Annotated in this window: 19 protein-coding genes; 10 read left to right on the top strand and 9 right to left on the bottom strand. The window is 61.3% G+C overall.

What is annotated here, in order from left to right; translation table 11 throughout:
• Positions 1–3: 3 nt before the first annotated feature.
• Positions 4–939 (bottom strand): glucosyl-dolichyl phosphate glucuronosyltransferase, encoded by a 936-nt coding sequence (gene aglG / locus G9463_RS14640; protein ID WP_165897109.1) that lies wholly within the window; start codon positions 937–939, stop codon positions 4–6.
• A gap of 96 nt (positions 940–1,035) precedes the next feature.
• Here aglG and G9463_RS14645 point away from each other — a divergent pair, with 96 nt between their 5' ends.
• Positions 1,036–3,849, top strand: coding sequence for an oligosaccharyl transferase, archaeosortase A system-associated (locus tag G9463_RS14645; protein WP_165897110.1), 2,814 nt, complete (start codon positions 1,036–1,038; stop codon positions 3,847–3,849).
• Positions 3,850–3,980: 131 nt separating this feature from the next.
• On the opposite strand, the gene G9463_RS14650 is transcribed toward G9463_RS14645, so the two are convergent.
• The 4 genes from G9463_RS14650 to G9463_RS14665 all read right to left on the bottom strand — a co-directional run bounded on the left by G9463_RS14650 (position 3,981) and on the right by G9463_RS14665 (position 5,632).
• Entirely contained in the window at positions 3,981–4,160 is a 180-nt protein-coding gene (locus tag G9463_RS14650; protein ID WP_007189933.1) for an HEWD family protein, read from the bottom strand.
• Between the two features lie 128 nt (positions 4,161–4,288).
• Entirely contained in the window at positions 4,289–4,744 is a 456-nt protein-coding gene (locus G9463_RS14655) for a hypothetical protein (protein ID WP_004962246.1), read from the bottom strand.
• A 111-nt stretch (positions 4,745–4,855) separates the two neighbouring features.
• Positions 4,856–5,299 carry an acyl-CoA thioesterase gene (locus G9463_RS14660; RefSeq protein WP_011223024.1) on the bottom strand — a complete coding sequence of 148 codons (444 nt, stop codon included), beginning with the start codon at positions 5,297–5,299 and terminating at the stop codon, positions 4,856–4,858.
• A gap of 57 nt (positions 5,300–5,356) precedes the next feature.
• A complete protein-coding gene (locus tag G9463_RS14665; protein WP_004515723.1) occupies positions 5,357–5,632 on the bottom strand; it encodes a PadR family transcriptional regulator in 276 nt (91 codons plus the stop codon).
• 247 nt (positions 5,633–5,879) lie between these two features.
• Here G9463_RS14665 and G9463_RS14670 point away from each other — a divergent pair, with 247 nt between their 5' ends.
• The 3 genes from G9463_RS14670 to purM are packed head-to-tail and all read left to right on the top strand — an operon-like array spanning position 5,880 to position 9,154.
• On the top strand, positions 5,880–7,409 hold the full coding sequence (locus tag G9463_RS14670; protein ID WP_165897111.1) for a TraB/GumN family protein: 1,530 nt from the start codon (positions 5,880–5,882) through the stop codon (positions 7,407–7,409).
• Positions 7,409–8,083 carry a site-2 protease family protein gene (locus G9463_RS14675; protein ID WP_007189935.1) on the top strand — a complete coding sequence of 225 codons (675 nt, stop codon included), beginning with the start codon at positions 7,409–7,411 and terminating at the stop codon, positions 8,081–8,083. The genes G9463_RS14670 and G9463_RS14675 overlap by 1 nt, the downstream gene beginning before the upstream one ends.
• 60 nt (positions 8,084–8,143) lie before the next feature.
• Entirely contained in the window at positions 8,144–9,154 is a 1,011-nt protein-coding gene (gene purM / locus G9463_RS14680; protein WP_165897112.1) for a phosphoribosylformylglycinamidine cyclo-ligase, read from the top strand.
• Positions 9,155–9,181: 27 nt separating this feature from the next.
• Here purM and G9463_RS14685 read toward each other — a convergent pair whose 3' ends face one another.
• The 3 genes from G9463_RS14685 to G9463_RS14695 all read right to left on the bottom strand — a co-directional run bounded on the left by G9463_RS14685 (position 9,182) and on the right by G9463_RS14695 (position 10,432).
• Entirely contained in the window at positions 9,182–9,361 is a 180-nt protein-coding gene (locus tag G9463_RS14685; RefSeq protein ID WP_011223028.1) for a hypothetical protein, read from the bottom strand.
• Positions 9,362–9,447: 86 nt separating this feature from the next.
• Complete coding sequence (locus G9463_RS14690; RefSeq protein WP_004962262.1) at positions 9,448–9,990, bottom strand: CBS domain-containing protein; 543 nt, start codon at positions 9,988–9,990, stop codon at positions 9,448–9,450.
• A gap of 70 nt (positions 9,991–10,060) precedes the next feature.
• Complete coding sequence (locus tag G9463_RS14695) at positions 10,061–10,432, bottom strand: DUF555 domain-containing protein (protein WP_004515717.1); 372 nt, start codon at positions 10,430–10,432, stop codon at positions 10,061–10,063.
• 273 nt (positions 10,433–10,705) lie between these two features.
• On the opposite strand from G9463_RS14695, the gene G9463_RS14700 reads away from it, so the two are divergent.
• The 6 genes from G9463_RS14700 (at position 10,706) to G9463_RS14725 (ending at position 15,381) form a co-directional block, all read left to right on the top strand.
• Positions 10,706–10,876, top strand: coding sequence for a hypothetical protein (locus G9463_RS14700; protein ID WP_004962266.1), 171 nt, complete (start codon positions 10,706–10,708; stop codon positions 10,874–10,876).
• Between the two features lie 95 nt (positions 10,877–10,971).
• Positions 10,972–11,694, top strand: a complete 723-nt coding sequence (gene psmB / locus G9463_RS14705) for an archaeal proteasome endopeptidase complex subunit beta (RefSeq protein ID WP_004962269.1) — start codon at positions 10,972–10,974, stop codon at positions 11,692–11,694.
• Between the two features lie 202 nt (positions 11,695–11,896).
• Positions 11,897–12,697 (top strand): FkbM family methyltransferase, encoded by an 801-nt coding sequence (locus tag G9463_RS14710; protein WP_011223029.1) that lies wholly within the window; start codon positions 11,897–11,899, stop codon positions 12,695–12,697.
• A 44-nt stretch (positions 12,698–12,741) separates the two neighbouring features.
• Positions 12,742–14,109 (top strand): phosphopentomutase/phosphoglucosamine mutase, encoded by a 1,368-nt coding sequence (locus G9463_RS14715; RefSeq protein ID WP_011223030.1) that lies wholly within the window; start codon positions 12,742–12,744, stop codon positions 14,107–14,109.
• Between the two features lie 64 nt (positions 14,110–14,173).
• Complete coding sequence (gene cdd, locus G9463_RS14720) at positions 14,174–14,560, top strand: cytidine deaminase (protein ID WP_165897113.1); 387 nt, start codon at positions 14,174–14,176, stop codon at positions 14,558–14,560.
• Positions 14,557–15,381 (top strand): nucleoside phosphorylase, encoded by an 825-nt coding sequence (locus G9463_RS14725; protein ID WP_165897114.1) that lies wholly within the window; start codon positions 14,557–14,559, stop codon positions 15,379–15,381. The genes cdd and G9463_RS14725 overlap by 4 nt, the downstream gene beginning before the upstream one ends.
• A gap of 263 nt (positions 15,382–15,644) precedes the next feature.
• Here the strand turns inward: G9463_RS14725 and G9463_RS14730 are convergent.
• The coding region (locus G9463_RS14730; RefSeq protein ID WP_165897115.1) for an NAD(P)/FAD-dependent oxidoreductase at positions 15,645–16,131 on the bottom strand (487 nt) is incomplete at its 5' end.

The following is a 16,131-nucleotide window of genomic DNA, read 5'->3' on the forward strand; positions in this document are numbered from 1 at the left end:
CTGTTACCCCCAGACAGTCATGCCGTACAAGTAGCCAAAGCCAACGAAGGCGGTGAGGGCAAACAGGAACACGAACTGTAACAGGCCGGCCACAGAGGGAGCGCGGACGAGGCCCCAGATCCTTTCGGGGGCAAACCGGAACAGGAGGTCGCTGAGGAAATCGGACTCCTCGCCGGTCGATTCCGGGACAAACACCTCCATGCCGCGCTTCGAGTACCCCTGCCAGAACGCCCGGTCTAACAGCCAGCCGGGATCAGTCCGGTAGTCGAATATCTTGTGCGCGACAAGGGCCTCCGGGGTGTAGTACACCCCTTCGTCGTATTCAGTTCGTAGGCGCGCACAGAGTTCCGTCTCGCCGCCCTGCAGGTTCTTTTCACCCTGTCGACCGCCGATGTCATCGTCGAAGCCGCCCAGTTCGAGAAACACGTCCCGGTCGAAGGAGATGTTCGAGCCGAAGGTGTTGCGAACGACGCCGGGTTCGTCGGGGTCGCCGTTCGGTCCGAACCCGCGGTGGGTGACACCGATGAGCCAGTAGAACTCCGCGGGGAGAAAGCTGGGTTTGCCGGCGACCCACGCCGGCGTCATTCGGCCGCCGACCGCGAGCGCGTCCTGCTGTTCGTAGGCATCGACTAGCGCCGCGACCCACTCCTCGTCAGCGATCGCGTCGTCGTCGATGAACGCGACAACGTCTCCGGTAGCGACCTCGGCCCCGTTGTTCCGACTCTCTAGCAGTCCGACGTTTGCATCGTTACAGTGCGTCAGGACATCGTCTCGGTTGCCGAAGTCAGATTGGTACTGCTTGTGCACGTCCCGGTTCCCATCTGAGACCAGTACGAGTTCCACGTCGTCGTAGGTCTGGGCTAAGACGCTCTCGGCCGCCGCTCGACAGTCGTCATATCGCTCCATCGTGTGCGTACAGAGCACGACCGAGACTCGCATGGTCGGTGGTGTGCCACCGGTGCTGTTAGGCGTTTCCATCCTGCGCTCGCATAGAGGTCAAAAGGCTTATGCGCGCCTTGGCAGTTTTTCCGTGCAATGAGTCAATCACGGGGCTATCTTGACGACAACCCCGAACTCGAGTCCGCCCTGGAGTGGGCCGAGCGCTGGTACCACGTTCCGGTCCTCCTGGTACTGCTCGGGTTCATGCTGTGGAATCGCGTACGGAGTTGGGAGAACTTCATTGTTGACGGCAAGGTACTCTTCAGCGGAAACGACGCCTGGTATCACTACCGGTCGACCCAGTACGTCGTTAACAACTGGCCCGCGACGATGCCGTTTGATCCCTGGACGTATTTCCCATACGGAACCAGCACGGGGCAGTTCGGAACGCTGCTCGATCAGATCGTCGCGACAGTTGCCCTGATTATCGGTCTGGGTTCGCCCAGTGAGCAGACTGTTGCGATGACACTCCTGTTTGCTCCAGCCGTGCTCGGGACGCTCGTTGCGGTTCCGACATACCTTGTCGGACGGCGACTCGGCGGCCGCCTCGGCGGCGTAACTGCGGTTACTGTGATGGCATTCTCGACGGGGGGGCTCCTACAGCGGAGCCGCGTCGGGTTCTCTGACCACCACGTCGCTGAAGCGCTCTTCCAGATTCTCGGTGTCCTCGGTGTCATGGTGGCTGTCAGCGTCGCCGCGCGGGACAAGCCGATCTATGAGCAGTTTATCGAACGAGATATAGACGCACTCCGGGATACCATCAGTTGGTCCATGCTGGCCGGTGTGGCAATTGCGATGTATCTCTGGGTCTGGCCGCCGGGTGTGCTCCTTCTCGGGATACTCGGTGTCTTCTTCCTGCTCCGACTGTGTCTTGAGTACGTTCACGACAGTAGCCCGGAACACACGGCCATCGCGGGCGCAATCACGATGGTGACTGCCGCTGTGGTGAGTGCATCGAGGATCAACGTTCTGGAAATTACAGCAACCGCTCAGTCGCTGCTACAGCCGGGGCTGGCGTTGGCCGTTGGCTTCGGTTGTGTGTTCATGGCGTGGCTAGCTCGATTCATGGAGCAGCGAGAGTACGGCCAGTACGTGTATCCGGCGACCGTGTTCGGAATCCTCGCGTTCGGGGCCGTTCTGATGGCAGTATTGACCCCTGACCTGTGGAGCTTCTTCACAAACAACGTGATGCGGATAATCGGACTCACAACCAGCGAAACGGCCAACACCGTCGGCGAAGCCTCGCCACTGCGGAACGCTGGCGTCTTGTTTGACCGGCACGGGTTCGCTGTCATCGTGGCGGGAATCGGCGGCCTCATCCTGCTCGGAAAACAGTTCCTCTCCGACGACGCGCCTGCGGAAGAGATGCTCGTCGTAGTCTGGGCGGTATTCATTCTGCTGGCCACGTTCACCCAGCGACGGTTCGCCTACTATCTCGTTGCACCGATTGCAGTGCTATCGGGAATGGTTGTCGGCCGATTCATCCGCTGGTTCGATTTCAGTGCCGACGATGGTATCGAGTACTATCAGGTCATGACAATTCTCACGGTACTTCTCGTCATCGTCGTCCCGCTGTTTGCGTTCGGCACGACGCCGGTTGAAGCCGGTTCGACCGGTCCCGGGCCGAGTATTCAGGGCTGGGACGAGAGCCTGCAGTGGATGGAAGGCAACACACCTGCAGAGGGAGCCTACGGCTCCGGCGGTGACGCGACACTCGAGCACTACGGCACCTATGAGCGACAAGAAGACTTCGACTACCAAGAGGGACAGTATGGTGTTCTGTCGTGGTGGGACTACGGGCACTGGATTACCACCAGAGCAGAGCGCGTGCCGAACGCGAACCCGTTCCAGCAGGGAACTGAGACAGTCGCCCCGTTCCTCGTCGCACAGAATGAAACGCAGGCGAACAACATCCTTGACAGTACAGATGAGGATGACGCGAAGACGCGGTACATCGCCGTCGACTGGAAGATGGCTGAAACCAACGGCAACCTCAATGGCAAGTTCTTCGCGCCAGCGACCTTCGCTGATGGCGTGGAGCCGGGTGACTACTACAGCCGAATGTACATCCAGTCGCAGGACGGTGCCAGACAGATAACGTTCCAGCAACAGGCCTACTACGAGACGATGACCGCTCGGCTGTACCGGTTCCACGGCAGCGCCGCAGAGCCACAACCAATTGTCGTTGACTGGGAGAACAAGCAGACACGCCAGGGTGCCCAGTATCGCGGTGCGCCGACCAACGAGCAGGAACCAGAGGGCCAGCGACAGGGACAGATCGTCCGCCAGTTCGAGAGCATGGAACAGGCCCGTCAGTACGTCGAAGAAGACGCGACCGCACAGATCGGTGGGTTCGGCGACAACCCATCTGAACGGGTTTCAGCAATGGAGCACTACCGCCTAGTCGGTTCCAGTGAGACTGAGGCGTTCCCGAACAACCCGCGGTATCAGTCCTCCGCCTGGGCAAAGATATTCGAGCGCGTCCCAGGGGCAACGATTGAAGGGACCGGACCGGCGAACGCGACAGTCCGGGCCGCCGTCCAGATGCGCAACCCGGCCACGAACAAGACGTTCGTCTACCGCCAGCGGACCCAGACAGATCAGAACGGGAACTTCGAGATGACCGTTCCCTACTCGACTACTGGGTACGACGACTGGGGTACTGACGAAGGCTACACGAACGTGAGCGTCCGTGCCGAGACTCAGTACCAGTTCACCGCAATCGGGGCCAACAACGGCAACCGAACCGGCTTTACCGGCGCGACCGAGGTCACTGAAGGACAGGTCATCGGCGAGGACGACGACGCCGCAACCGTCGAACTGGAACCGGTAACGATTCAGCAGGGCAATGGCACCAGCGGTGAATCTCGCACGCCAATGACTGAAGACGCAGCTGAAGCGGGCGCATAGCGGAGTCCCAGCGGTCGGTCGCTGGCCGACCGCCTGTTTGATCTACCTGAGATTTTTGCAGGGTTCCGTCAGCGGAGTACGTTCTAACGGTGATAGCCCTGTCAGTCAAGAAGGCGATAGCAGCGGAACGGTCACTCGGCCAGCGGATTGAACGTGCCGTTGATGTCCCACTCGTGGAGACAGTGTGGGTCGCCGGATTGTTTGGTTCCGCTGTCGGTGACGATACGCCAACTGTGTTGGTCCGGGTCCCACTCATCGACCCGCCCACACCGCTCACACTCGCGTTTGCGTGGGGTGACGATTTCAGCCATATCTGGTGCAAGCGCGTGGGTGATTATCAGGCTGCCGGTCCCTGACCGGACCGACCGGAACGATTCACAGCCGACGACGTGAGAGTGCTGTACCGACGCTGACGCCGGTAGTGCAACCGCTGGCGTGTTCAAAAGTCCGGGAGGTCGTCCGCGTCAACCTCTTCGGCTTCCCAGTCGAGGTACTCATCGGCCAGCACCTCGCAGACGACCTGTCCGAACTCGGTCAGTCCGGCGTTGATGCCCGACACGGTGCCCCAGGAGTCGATGTCCGGATGGATCTCCCGCTCGCGCCAGTCCTCGGGTAAGCCCGGAGCGTGGTAGCCGACGCGGCCCGCAAAGGAGTCCCAGAAGAAATCGAACTCTTCGATGAGCCCCAGATCCGTGACAATCTTCCACTGGTCGGCATCGAGCGACGCGTCCGTGGCCCATTCCTCGAAGGCGTCCGCCCACGCGCCGTCGTCCAGGGCCTCGGCGAGCTCCTCGCGCCGGTATTCGTCGCCCTGTACCTCCGCGTCATCGTACTCGTCGGCAGCGACGCCGGTGGACAGCTCCGGCCGCTCCGGCGTCTCAACATCGAGTGTCATAATCGTGGTACGTGGCGGAGCCGAATAAAGCTCATACTGTTGGCTGTGCCTCCGTGACAATATGCGCCACTCCGCGGTGACAAATATTTCACGGGACTACAGCCAGCAGTATCAGCGGTTCGCTTCCCCGTCAAGGGCGCGCTGTCGAAGTCGTTCACCGCGCTCAGTCTCGGTCGTCACGTCGGGAACGGGAACGGGGTTCCTGTCCTCGTCGACTGCGACGTACACCGAGTACGACTCTGCCGTCGACTCAGTCTCACCAGTTCTGAGGTTCTCTCGGGCAACTTGGAGCCGGACTTTGACACTCGTTTCGCCAGTGTCGTAGACAAACGCCTCAATGAGGGCCGTATCACCGACAGGTATCGGCCGCTTGAAATTCACCTGGTCCATCCGCGCGGTAACGCAGGTTTCGCCGGCAAAGCGCATCGCCGACATCGCCCCGAGTTCGTCCATCCACTTCAGTACGTTTCCACCGTGGGTCGAGCCCAGGTGGTTCGAATGGTTGGGCTGGACCATCCAGCGGTTCTCGATATAGGTTTCCAGTACCGTTGGCATGGCGCGAGGTTGGCCAGCACCGGGGTTGAGTCTGTCGAACGGAGTTCGAAAAGGTGACTATGCCGAAACGTACTGCGCTTCCCACTCCTTTCGGGCATCGAGTTCGCGCTGGCCACGCTTGGTCAGCGTGTAAAAGTTCGTTCGGCGGTCGCGTTCGCCCTTCTCGATGAGTGCCTTCTCAACGAGCGTGTCAAGGTTCGGATACAGTCGGCCGTGGTTGACCTCGCTCTCGTAGTAGTTTTCGAGCTCTTCCTTGATTGCTAACCCGTGGGGCTCGTCAAGGCCTGCAATGACGTACAGCAGGTCCCGCTGGAATCCAGTCAGGTCATACATCGTATATCCGATACAGTTTGACCCCGTACATATCAGTCTTTTGAATCAGTAAATCTATTGTGTATTTACAAATTCCGCCCCCGTCCAGTAGTTACCACGGCATCTGTGGCTGTATTAACACAAGAGTGGGTAATAGCTTCGGCACGTATCGAGAACATACAACGCCGCGGACATGATTTTGGTCGCCGTTTCTCGGCGGTCACCCGGACCCGACAAGGGTAAAGGAAACGAATGTGTAACGCGGGTGATGACCGAACACGCGGAGTCGGCGGCAGACGAGTTCCCGGAACCGTCAGGGGCGGGACGCGTCGATGTCGTCGGAACCGCTCACGTTTCCGAGCACAGCGTCACGGAAGTGGAATCAGCGATTGAAGAATCCGAACCCGATATCGTCGCCGTCGAACTCGACGAGGGCCGGTATCGCCAGATCAAGGGCGAAACACCTGATGATCTCGATGCGAGCGACCTCCTGCGCGGGAACACCGTCTTTCAGTTCCTCGCGTACTGGATGCTGTCGTACATCCAGACCCGGCTGGGTGACCGGTTCGACATCGAGCCGGGTGCGGATATGAAAGCGGGTATCGACACCGCCGAACGGCTCGGCCTCGGCGTTGCACTCGTCGACCGGGACATCCAGACGACCGTCCAGCGGTTCTGGGCGCGGCTGACGGCCGTTGAGAAGCTCAAACTTGTCGGCAGTCTCGCAGCCGAGATGGGGCCGCCGTTGACCGTCGGACTGACCATCGGTGCTGTCTTCGGCGGGCTGTTTGCGGTGGTCGCCGGAGCCTTCGGTGGTCCGTTTATTGTCCCGAGTGGAGCTCTTTCAGTTTTGCCGGGGGGTCTCGGCGGAACGGTTGAGGGCCTGCTCGATACGCTGTTGCTCATCTGTGTAGCCGCGGCCGGTATCGGAATCCCCATCGCCGCACTGCTGGTCCGGTTCCGCGGTGAGGCCGACGTGGAGGAGTTCGACATGGAGAAACTGACCGACACTGATGTCGTTAGCGCGATGATGGAGGAGTTCCGTCAGTTCTCCCCCGGCGGCGCAGAGGCACTCATTGATGAACGCGACGCGTTCATTGCCCACCGACTCATCGCTCTCCGCGAGGCCGGCTATCACGTCCTCGCTGTCGTCGGGGCCGGCCACCGCGAGGGGATTCAGGGCTATCTCGATGACCCGGAGACGCTCCCACCGATGGAGTCGCTCACTGGAACTGAGGGCGGTCGTCGCGTTTCGCTGTACAAACTCGTCGGCTACGGCTTTGGCGTCGTCTTTCTCGTCTTCTTCGGCCTGCTCATCCTCGGTGGCGCGAGTCAGGCCGTCCTACTGCAGCTGTTCGTCGCCTTAGTCGCCGTTAACGCCGTGCTAGCCGGCGGGCTAGCGAAGGTGGCCGGTGCACACTGGTCGAGTGCGGCCGCCGCCGGCGCGTTCGGCTGGCTGACGAGCCTGTTTCCGTTGCTCGCGGCCGGCTGGTTCGCGGGCTACGTCGAACTACGGTATATCTCCGTCAATATCAGCGATATCGCGACGCTCAATGAGATACTCAACGACCAGGAATCACCGGTGATGGACCTCGTCAGCCGGATGCGTGCGGTGCCGTTGTTCCGCCTGATCCTCGTCGTCGCGCTGACGAACGTCGGCAGCGCAATCGCCTCCTACGTCGTGTTCCCGGTGCTGATTCCGTACATCTCCTCGGACATCGGCGGGATGCAAGGTGTCTCGCGCTTGCTCTGGCAGGGTGTCCGCGAAGGGACCCAGATACTCGTGGGGGTGCTCTGATGGCGGGTCGACGACAGCGACCCACCACGGACCGAACTATCGGTGGCCTCAGCTTCAGCCAGCGCGAACTCCGGGACCTTCTCGTCGCCTGGCTCGCGCTCGGACTGGCGTTTACCTTCTTCCTTGAACGACAGTTCCGCCGCATCGTCTTCGGCCAGTTCGGCGGCCTCTCCGGTGCCGAAATCGCCAGCACGTTCGCGGTCAGCCTGCTGACGGTCGGCGTCGGCTTCCTGCTACACGAACTGGCTCACAAGGTTGTCGCCGTCCGCTTCGGTCAGATTGCCGCATTCAAGGCCGATTACCGGATGCTCGGATTTGCAGTTCTGGGCGGCCTCGTCGGCTTCCTGTTTGCCGCGCCGGGGGCGGTCGTCCACCGTGGCCGACTCACAGCGAAGCAACACGGCCTCATCGCCGTCGCTGGGCCGGTAACGAACCTCGCGCTGGCTGTTGTGTTTCTCGTTCCGTTCTTTCTCACCGCATCTATGGGCATCGGAGGATTTCTCCGGGAACTCACAGAGATGGGTCTGCAGATCAACCTCCTGCTCGCCGGCTTCAATATGCTGCCCTTTGGCCCGCTCGACGGTCGAACGGTTCGAGAGTGGAGCACGCCGGTGTTTCTTGCCGTTGCGGTGCCGTCGATTCTGCTCGGGGTCGGCGCGCTGTTCGTCCTCTGAGCAGTCGGAGCGCTCCGGCGGAACGACGCTCTTTTGCCCCCGCCACGCACGCTCTCGGGTATGACCGACAGTGAGTCCGAGGCCGACGACGCCGACAGCGAGGAGGGACTGACCTACGCAGAAACCGGTGTGGACATCGACGCCAGCGAGGCGGCCACGAAGGCGCTCATCGGCGCGGCCGGCGAGTTCGAGGGCGACTACGCGGGACTGGTAGACATCGGCGACCAGTACCTCGCGCTCGCGACGGACGGCGTCGGAACGAAGCTCCTCGTCGCCGAGGCCGTCGACGACTACTCGACTATCGGCATCGACTGCATCGCGATGAACGCCAACGACCTCATCGCGACTGGTGTCGAGCCGGTCGCCTTCGTCGATTACCTCGCAGTCGAAACGCCCGACGAGAAGACGAGCGAGGACATCGGCGCAGGGCTCCGGACAGGGGCCGAGCGAGCCGACGTGGCGCTCGTGGGTGGCGAAACCGCCGTGATGCCGGATGTCATCAAGGGGCTGGACATCGCCGGGACCTGCGCCGGACTGGCACCGAAAGACGCCGTCTTCCCCGGTGAGGCCGAGGCCGGTGACGCTATCGTCGGCTGGCCGTCCTCAGGCATCCACTCCAACGGACTCACGCTCGCTCGTGAGGCGGTCACGCAGGACCACGAGTACACCGACCCGTTCCCGCCGAACCCTGACACGACCATCGCCGAGGCACTGTTGACGCCAACGCGGATCTACAGCGAGGAGCTTGCGCCGCTTCGGGCCAGCGAGACCCACGCAGCCGCGCACGTCACCGGCGGCGGCTGGACAAATCTCACGCGGATGGGGAGCTATCGGTACGAGATTACCGACCCCTTCGAGGCCCAGCCCGTCTTCGAGTTCGTCCAGGCGGAAGGCGAGGTCTCTGACGAGGAGATGCACCGGACGTTCAATATGGGGACCGGGTTCGTCGCTGCGGTCCCCGAGGCCGACGCTGCGGAGATTGTCGCCGACAGCGAGGGCGCTCGCGTGATCGGGGAAGTGGCTGACGGAGACGAGGCGGTTGCGATTCGCAACCTCGAACTCACCGAGTAACCGATTTGGGGCGCTGACAGAAGCCGATCAGGCGGACAGGATGTCTTTGCCGGCGGTTTCCTCCGCAATCCGAATCTGGAGTGCCTGTCGGATGTGGTATCTGGCCGCTTCACTTTCAGCGGTTTCGAGGGCCTTTTCGAGTTCGGTATACAGTGGGTCGCTGGGATTGGCCATATGCGTACGTCTCTCGTTAGTGAGAATAGACATATACCCCTGACACTGTTTTCGGTATTAAGTCCCTCCTACGGGGATTACGGACCCACTATCCCTATTTGCGTTTGTGAGAATTGGAGTTAGCTGACCGTACGCGCGAGGTCCGCTTCGGTTATGACACCGATAGTTTCCCCACCTTCGACAACCATCACAGCGGCATTGTGGTTCAAGTAAGCGTCGACTTCGTCGATAGGAGCGTCGGGCTCAACGGTTGCGATAGATTCGTTCATTACTTCAGCCACGGGGAGGTCGCCGACGTTTTCCTCGGGGCGCTGTCGGATGTCGGAGTTCCCGATGAGTCCCTGCGGTGCCCCGTCACGGATGACGGGGACTTGCGAGTACCCTTTCTCGTCCATCAGGTCCTTCGTCTGGTGGACGGAATCGTCGGGTGCGACGCCAACAACGGGAGAGTTCATCAGGTCGCGGGCCTTGATGATACCGCCTTCGGCCTCTTCGAGGGCGGTCACGATCCGACGGAGTGTCGACAGCCGCGGGTCCACGTCGCCACCTTCGATACGAGCGATAAGGGGTTGAGAGACGTCAGCCCGTTCCGCCAGTTCGCTCTGAGTTAACCCGAGTTCGTTGCGGCGCTCCCGCAGATCCTGTGGCGTCGGTAAGTCCATATCCGCTAATTACCAGAGGTAATATAAAAAGCCCACGGCTACTGCGGCGGGCGAATCATGTGGAGCGCGATTATGCTTCGGCTTCGGCTTCGTCCTCGTCGGCTTCGGTCTCGAACACCTCAACGACTTTCAGCGGGACGTCCCGAAGTGCGCCGCCGATTTCGCTTTTGGCGATCCGCTGTGCGTGTTCGGGGGATTCGGCGTTGAACACATCCATCTCAAGTACCAGTCCGACGAGCGCCGTGTCGGCCGCGATGAACGCCGAGTCGAACGGTTCGCCACAGGCCGGACAGCCGGTCGCACCGACTTCGACCTCAACGTAGTCCATCTCGGCTTCGTTGAGTCGCTTCCCCGCTTCGCTCACTGCTACACCGATAGCGTCGTCGATGTCGTCTACGTCACGAACCAGCCAGGCTGCTTCCATCGCCACGAGGTAGTTCATACACGAACTCTCGTGGTCCGACTATTCGATAGTTTTGATTCGCCGCTGTTGCGCACGTCACCATTACCATCTCTATAACTTATGCGAACCAGCTATCTGACTCATACTCCCATTATGTCTAATCGGGAGATCAGTCGGGTAACAGTCCGGTCTTTCATGCATCTCAGCAAACCGCAAGACAGCGGCCCATTAGTTCATCATAATCAATACTGCGCAACTGAAATTCGGCAACAAAGCTTATATACTAGACTCACTCTGGAACGACCGAGGAAGATGGTAGCTCGACTGTACTCCGCAACGCTGTTCGCACTGTACCAACTCACCCTGCTGCTGGGCATCATGCTGCTGCCGGTGGCAATGCTCACAGAGCAGTTCGGACTCCGGCTGCCGATGGACCGGGCCGTGTCGGGACTCAACGAGGCCTACGACCAGGCGAGCGCGTAAGACGAAGCAGCCGACTGAAGACCTGCCCGCAGTGGATGCCGTCAGGTCTATCAGGAAAAGAGGTTTTATCAGCACCCGACTAGTATCCCACAGTAATGCGAGATATGACTCCGGGGCCGGACCTTTCTGGACCCCAGGCTGCCGACGAGTTCCAGAGTGACCCGTACGCGCCCGAAGTCGGCGAGCTCCCTGAACAGTCCGCACAGGATTCGGAGAAGGTCAACAAGACCGGGACGACCACCATCGGCATCAGTACGTCCGACGGCGTCGTCATCGCGACGGACATGCGTGCCTCACTTGGCGGTCGCTTCGTCTCGAATAAGAACGTTCAAAAGGTCGAGGAGATTCACCCCACGGCGGCGCTAACCCTCGTCGGAAGCGTCGGCGGCGCACAGTCATTCATCCGGACGCTTCGTGCGGAGGTCAACCTCTATGAAGCTCGGCGCGGCGAGGACATCAGTATGAAAGCCCTCTCGACGCTGGCCGGCAACTTCGCTCGCGGCGGTCCCTTCTTTGCGATCAACCCCATCCTCGGCGGCGTCGACGACGACGGCCACCACGTCTACTCCATCGACCCGGCTGGCGGGGTCATGAAAGACGACTACACTGTCACCGGCTCCGGGCTCACCGTCGCGTACGGGACCCTCGAAGACCGCTACGAGGAAGACATGACCAACGAGGAGGCAAAAGAGGTCGCTGCTGCCTCCATCAAGGCCGCCGCCGAGCGTGACACCGGCTCCGGTAACGGCATCTACCTCGCCGATGTCACTGCCGACGGCGTCGATATCAACGGCTACGACTTCGACGAACTGCTGTAGCGGCACGCGACATAATTGTTGCAGTCAAGTCTCGTCTCCGACCCTGTTTTCACTGCCGAAGTCTGCGATATTTTAGCAGTTCGACCAGAGAGTCTGAACGGCAGGCGGACGCACCGTCGTGTGACCTGAGTGGAACTGTGGAAGCGCGTGAAATAACCATTAATCGACAAGTATAGGTAGGTGGTCTTAATAATGTTTCCAAATGACACTTTCCGATGTAGCTGTTCACCTTGCATCTCAGGCTGGAGTTAAACCGCTTCTCGGTACCCTCTACAGCCGGTATCGCAACTTCTCCTATCGGATTGCTGGTGAGACGTACGCAGTTACGGTCGGCGATGTCAGCACAGAGTTTCTGATACCGACCTACAACGAATTTACCGACCTCTGGAAGATAGATGAACGGCCGGTACTCGCCGATCTACTGGGGGAACTTCGGCCCGACGACGTGTTCTACGATATTGGAGCTAATATCGGCCTGTATGCCTGTCTGGCATCACAGGTGACCGACAGCCCGGTGATCGCATTCGAGCCACACCCTGACAACGCCGAGCGGTTGCGACAGAATATGCAACACAACCGGACCGATATCTCGCTATTCGAACACGCACTGGTCGATGAAAACGGTGAGGCAGAACTCTCCATTACGCTCGAAAAAGTCGGTTCAGCCGGGCATTCACTGGTGACGACAGCCAACACGCACGAGACAATCACAATTAGCAAGCGACACGGCGACGAGTTCATCGCCGACAACCAACTGCCGACACCAACCGCAATTAAAATCGATGTCGAAGGAACGGAGGGCGCTGTTCTCAATGGTCTCTCGACGACGCTTGACCAGCCCTCGTGCCGACTCGTCTACTGTGAAGTCCACGGAAACCGACTCGAAGCCAATGGCCACTCCGTCGCTGGCATCCGGAGTCAACTGGAGGGCCATGGTTTTGCTGTGGCCGAACGGGTCATCCGTGACGGCAAGGGCGACACATTCCTCATCGGGAAGAAGTGAGGGCCGAACGAGAGAATTATACGGTCGGCTTCCGCATCGCCGGTATGGAACTGTTCGGGACCGCGGGAATCCGCGGTGATGTCGTATCGAAGGTGACGCCGGACCTTGCACTGCGAGTTGGACAGGCGACTGGCCGAGACGGCGAGACGTTCGTGCTGGGGTACGACGGGCGCGTAACCTCGCCAGCACTCGCTGATGCGATGGCCGCGGGACTGCAAAGCGCCGGCGCGCGCGTCGTCAGAATCGGCCGCGTACCGACGCCGACGCTGGCGTACGCCTCGCAGGGCCGACACGGCGTGATGATTACCGCAAGCCACAACCCACCGACCGACAACGGCATCAAGCTGTTTGCAGACGGCACCGAATACGGCGACGACGACGAGACGCGCATCGAAGGGCGAATCGAGGGCGGTTCGACGCCGACAGCCTGGCGCGACTGGGGCGACACGGAGTCGGTCGACTACCTCGACGAGTATCGAGGCGCTGTCGCCGACTACGCCGAGTCGCTCGGTGGCGACCCGTCGAGGCTGACAGTCGCCGTTGACTGCGGGAACGGCATGGCCAGCGTGGCGACGCCGCAGGTCCTCCGGGAACTGGGTGCCGACGTGCTGGCGACGGAGGCGAACGTCGACGGGACCTTCCCCGGCCGTGAGAGCAAGCCGACGCCGGAGACGCTGGCCGATTTCCGCGAGTTCGTCGCCGAATCCGACGCCGACTTCGGGTTCGGCCACGACGGCGACGCTGACCGTATCGTCGTCGTTGATGCCGACGGCGATGTCATCCACGAGGATACGATACTCGCGATGCTCGCCGAACACTACACGCGTACTGCGGACGTTTCGGACCCTGTGGTCGTAACGACGCCCAACGCCTCTGGCCGCATCGATGAACGGGTCGAAGCCGCCGGCGGCCGTGTCGAACGCATCCACCTCGGCTCGCTCCACGTCGGAATCGCCGACGTTCGCGCGGACGCGACCGACGAAACTGAGGTCGTCTTTGCCGCAGAACCCTGGAAGCATATCCACACCGCCTTCGGGGGCTGGATCGACGGCGTTGCTAGCGCAGCCGTGCTGACGCGCCTGTTCGCCGGAGAGAGTGTGGGCGACAGGCGGGCTGTCATCTCTGAGCGACCCTATGAGAAAGTAAGTGTGGAGTGCCCCGACGACGCCAAAGCCGAAACGATGGAGCGACTGGAATCCGACCTGCCGGACGCGTTCCCCGAGGCCGACGTCTCGACCGAGTACGGCGTCCGACTCTCCTTCGACGACGGGTCGTGGACGCTCGTCCGGCCGAGTGGCACCGAGCCGTACGTCCGGGTGTACGCAGAGAGCGACGACATCGACGCGCTGGTCGCGGACACCACACAGGCGGTCCGTGACGCCGTCGCGGTCGTCAGTGCCGCTGACGCCTGACGCCCGAGCACCGACTGCTACCGAGACCGATAGAATTTCTACACGGCCCTTCGACGCCCAGTGCATGGAGGACCTCCTCAACGCAGCGAGAGACGCCATTGACGAGGCGTACGCGCCGTACTCGGAGTACACGGTCGGCGCGGCGCTCGAAACGAGTGATGGAAGCGTCTACACCGGTTGTAACATCGAAAACGCCAACTACAGCAACAGCTTGCACGCCGAGGAAGTGGCCATCGGTGCGGCTGTCAGCGACGGGCACCGGTCGTTCGAACGCGTCGCTGTCACCTCTGGCAAGCGAGACGGCGTCACTCCCTGTGGGATGTGCCGCCAGACGTTTAGCGAGTTCTGTGACGAGTCGTTCGAAATCATCACTGACGGCGACGAGCCGACGGTGTACGAGCTCGGGGAGCTTCTGCCGACGACAATCACCAGCGACCATCTCGACAAATGACAAGCGATAGTGAAGACCCGAACGACGACGTACAGTACCATCTGGAAGTAGGCGAGGACGACGTGGCCGACAGCGTTCTGCTGCCGGGGAACCCGGAGCGTGTCGAAAAGGTCGTCGACTACTGGGACGACCACGACATCGTGGCCGAACATCGCGAGTACCGCACAGCAACGGGCACTCACGACGGCACGCCAATCTCCGTGACCTCGACCGGTATCGGCGGTCCGTCGGCCGCTATCGCACTCGAAGAACTGGCCCGCGTCGGCGCTGACTCCTTTATTCGGGTCGGCTCCTGTGGCGCAATCCAGGAGGAAGCCAGCATCGGCGACCTCGTCATCACAACCGGCGCAGTACGACAGGAGGGGACCAGCAAGGAGTACGTCCGAGAGGACTATCCCGCCAGCGCCGACCATCGGATCGTTTCGGCACTCGTCGCCGCCGCCGAGGAACTCGACTACGACTACCACCTCGGCGTCACCTGCTCGACGGATAGTTTCTACGCCGGGCAGTCACGCCCGGGGTTCGAGGACTTCGAGGCCAGCGGCAGCGACGAACGCATCGCGGCGCTTCAGGAGGCCGGCGTCCTCAACTTCGAAATGGAGGCCGCGACGATTCTCACGCTCGCGAACCTGTACGGCCTGCGGGCCGGCGCTGTCTGTACGGTGTACGCCAACCGCGTTACCGGCGAGTTCCGCACTGAAGGGGAGCGCAAAGCGGCCAAATGTGCCAGCCTCGCCGTTTCGTATCTGGCGGAGATGGACGCGGCTGTCGAGGAAGCTGACGCCGATGGGTGGCACGCCGGCCTGTCTATCGACCGCTAGGTTTCTCTACGGCTGTAGCCGCGAGCGGCCGCTGTTACAGTCGGCGGTGCAGTACAGTGGGAGGGAGCAGTTATGACTGTGGATTCAGTGGCAGTCGTGGCGCGGTAAAGATAGCATACCGCGCGAGCGGAGCGAGCACGGTTTCACTCCGAGCGCGCTCGCAGAGCGCGACTCGGAGGGCGTTTTTAGCGTAGATTTTTGCAAAGGGGGTTCCCGCAGCACCGCAGGCGCGAGGAAACCCCCCTGCAGTAAAAAGGTACTCGCTACATGTCAGGCCAGGCCTTGGCGGCCCGACCGACACCAGTCATGTCGTTGATCCAGCGGGCGGCAATCGCTTTCTTCAGCAGTTTCGCGGGCATCCCGCCGAACGTCTCGATAGGCATGTTCACCACGTCGTGGGCGACGGCTTTCTCGCCGACCGAAACGACCGTGCCCTTGTCCTTGTGGGTCCACGTCTTCAGCGGCTGGCCGCGAACCGCACGAGCGAGGTTCTCACCGGCGACTTCGGCGGCCTGCCAGGCGGCCTGCGCGGTCGGCGGGGCGGGCTGGTCGCCCGGCTGGTCAATCAAAGCCGAGTCGCCGATCGCGAAGACGTGTTCGTCCTCGGTCTGGAAGTTCCCTTCGGCGTGGACGCGGTGGTTGCGCTCGTCCTTGTCCAGATCGACGTCTTGCATACAATCGCGGCCGGTGATGCCGCCCGTCCAGACCAGTACGTCGTAATCCAGTTCGTCCTCGTCGCCGATGTAGACC

It is taken from the genome of Haloarcula sp. JP-Z28 (assembly GCF_011440255.1).
GTDB lineage: Archaea > Halobacteriota > Halobacteria > Halobacteriales > Haloarculaceae > Haloarcula > Haloarcula marismortui.

What these genes read in the sequence shown, in the direction of transcription:
- aglG (WP_165897109.1), bottom strand. Translation starts at nt 939, where the DNA reads ATGCGAGTCTCGGTCGTGCTCTGTACGCACACGATGGAGCGATATGAC.
- G9463_RS14645 (WP_165897110.1), top strand. Translation starts at nt 1,036, where the DNA reads ATGAGTCAATCACGGGGCTATCTTGACGACAACCCCGAACTCGAGTCC.
- G9463_RS14650 (WP_007189933.1), bottom strand. Translation starts at nt 4,160, where the DNA reads ATGGCTGAAATCGTCACCCCACGCAAACGCGAGTGTGAGCGGTGTGGG.
- G9463_RS14655 (WP_004962246.1), bottom strand. Translation starts at nt 4,744, where the DNA reads ATGACACTCGATGTTGAGACGCCGGAGCGGCCGGAGCTGTCCACCGGC.
- G9463_RS14660 (WP_011223024.1), bottom strand. Translation starts at nt 5,299, where the DNA reads ATGCCAACGGTACTGGAAACCTATATCGAGAACCGCTGGATGGTCCAG.
- G9463_RS14665 (WP_004515723.1), bottom strand. Translation starts at nt 5,632, where the DNA reads ATGTATGACCTGACTGGATTCCAGCGGGACCTGCTGTACGTCATTGCA.
- G9463_RS14670 (WP_165897111.1), top strand. Translation starts at nt 5,880, where the DNA reads ATGACCGAACACGCGGAGTCGGCGGCAGACGAGTTCCCGGAACCGTCA.
- G9463_RS14675 (WP_007189935.1), top strand. Translation starts at nt 7,409, where the DNA reads ATGGCGGGTCGACGACAGCGACCCACCACGGACCGAACTATCGGTGGC.
- purM (WP_165897112.1), top strand. Translation starts at nt 8,144, where the DNA reads ATGACCGACAGTGAGTCCGAGGCCGACGACGCCGACAGCGAGGAGGGA.
- G9463_RS14685 (WP_011223028.1), bottom strand. Translation starts at nt 9,361, where the DNA reads ATGTCTATTCTCACTAACGAGAGACGTACGCATATGGCCAATCCCAGC.
- G9463_RS14690 (WP_004962262.1), bottom strand. Translation starts at nt 9,990, where the DNA reads ATGGACTTACCGACGCCACAGGATCTGCGGGAGCGCCGCAACGAACTC.
- G9463_RS14695 (WP_004515717.1), bottom strand. Translation starts at nt 10,432, where the DNA reads ATGAACTACCTCGTGGCGATGGAAGCAGCCTGGCTGGTTCGTGACGTA.
- G9463_RS14700 (WP_004962266.1), top strand. Translation starts at nt 10,706, where the DNA reads ATGGTAGCTCGACTGTACTCCGCAACGCTGTTCGCACTGTACCAACTC.
- psmB (WP_004962269.1), top strand. Translation starts at nt 10,972, where the DNA reads ATGCGAGATATGACTCCGGGGCCGGACCTTTCTGGACCCCAGGCTGCC.
- G9463_RS14710 (WP_011223029.1), top strand. Translation starts at nt 11,897, where the DNA reads ATGACACTTTCCGATGTAGCTGTTCACCTTGCATCTCAGGCTGGAGTT.
- G9463_RS14715 (WP_011223030.1), top strand. Translation starts at nt 12,742, where the DNA reads ATGGAACTGTTCGGGACCGCGGGAATCCGCGGTGATGTCGTATCGAAG.
- cdd (WP_165897113.1), top strand. Translation starts at nt 14,174, where the DNA reads ATGGAGGACCTCCTCAACGCAGCGAGAGACGCCATTGACGAGGCGTAC.
- G9463_RS14725 (WP_165897114.1), top strand. Translation starts at nt 14,557, where the DNA reads ATGACAAGCGATAGTGAAGACCCGAACGACGACGTACAGTACCATCTG.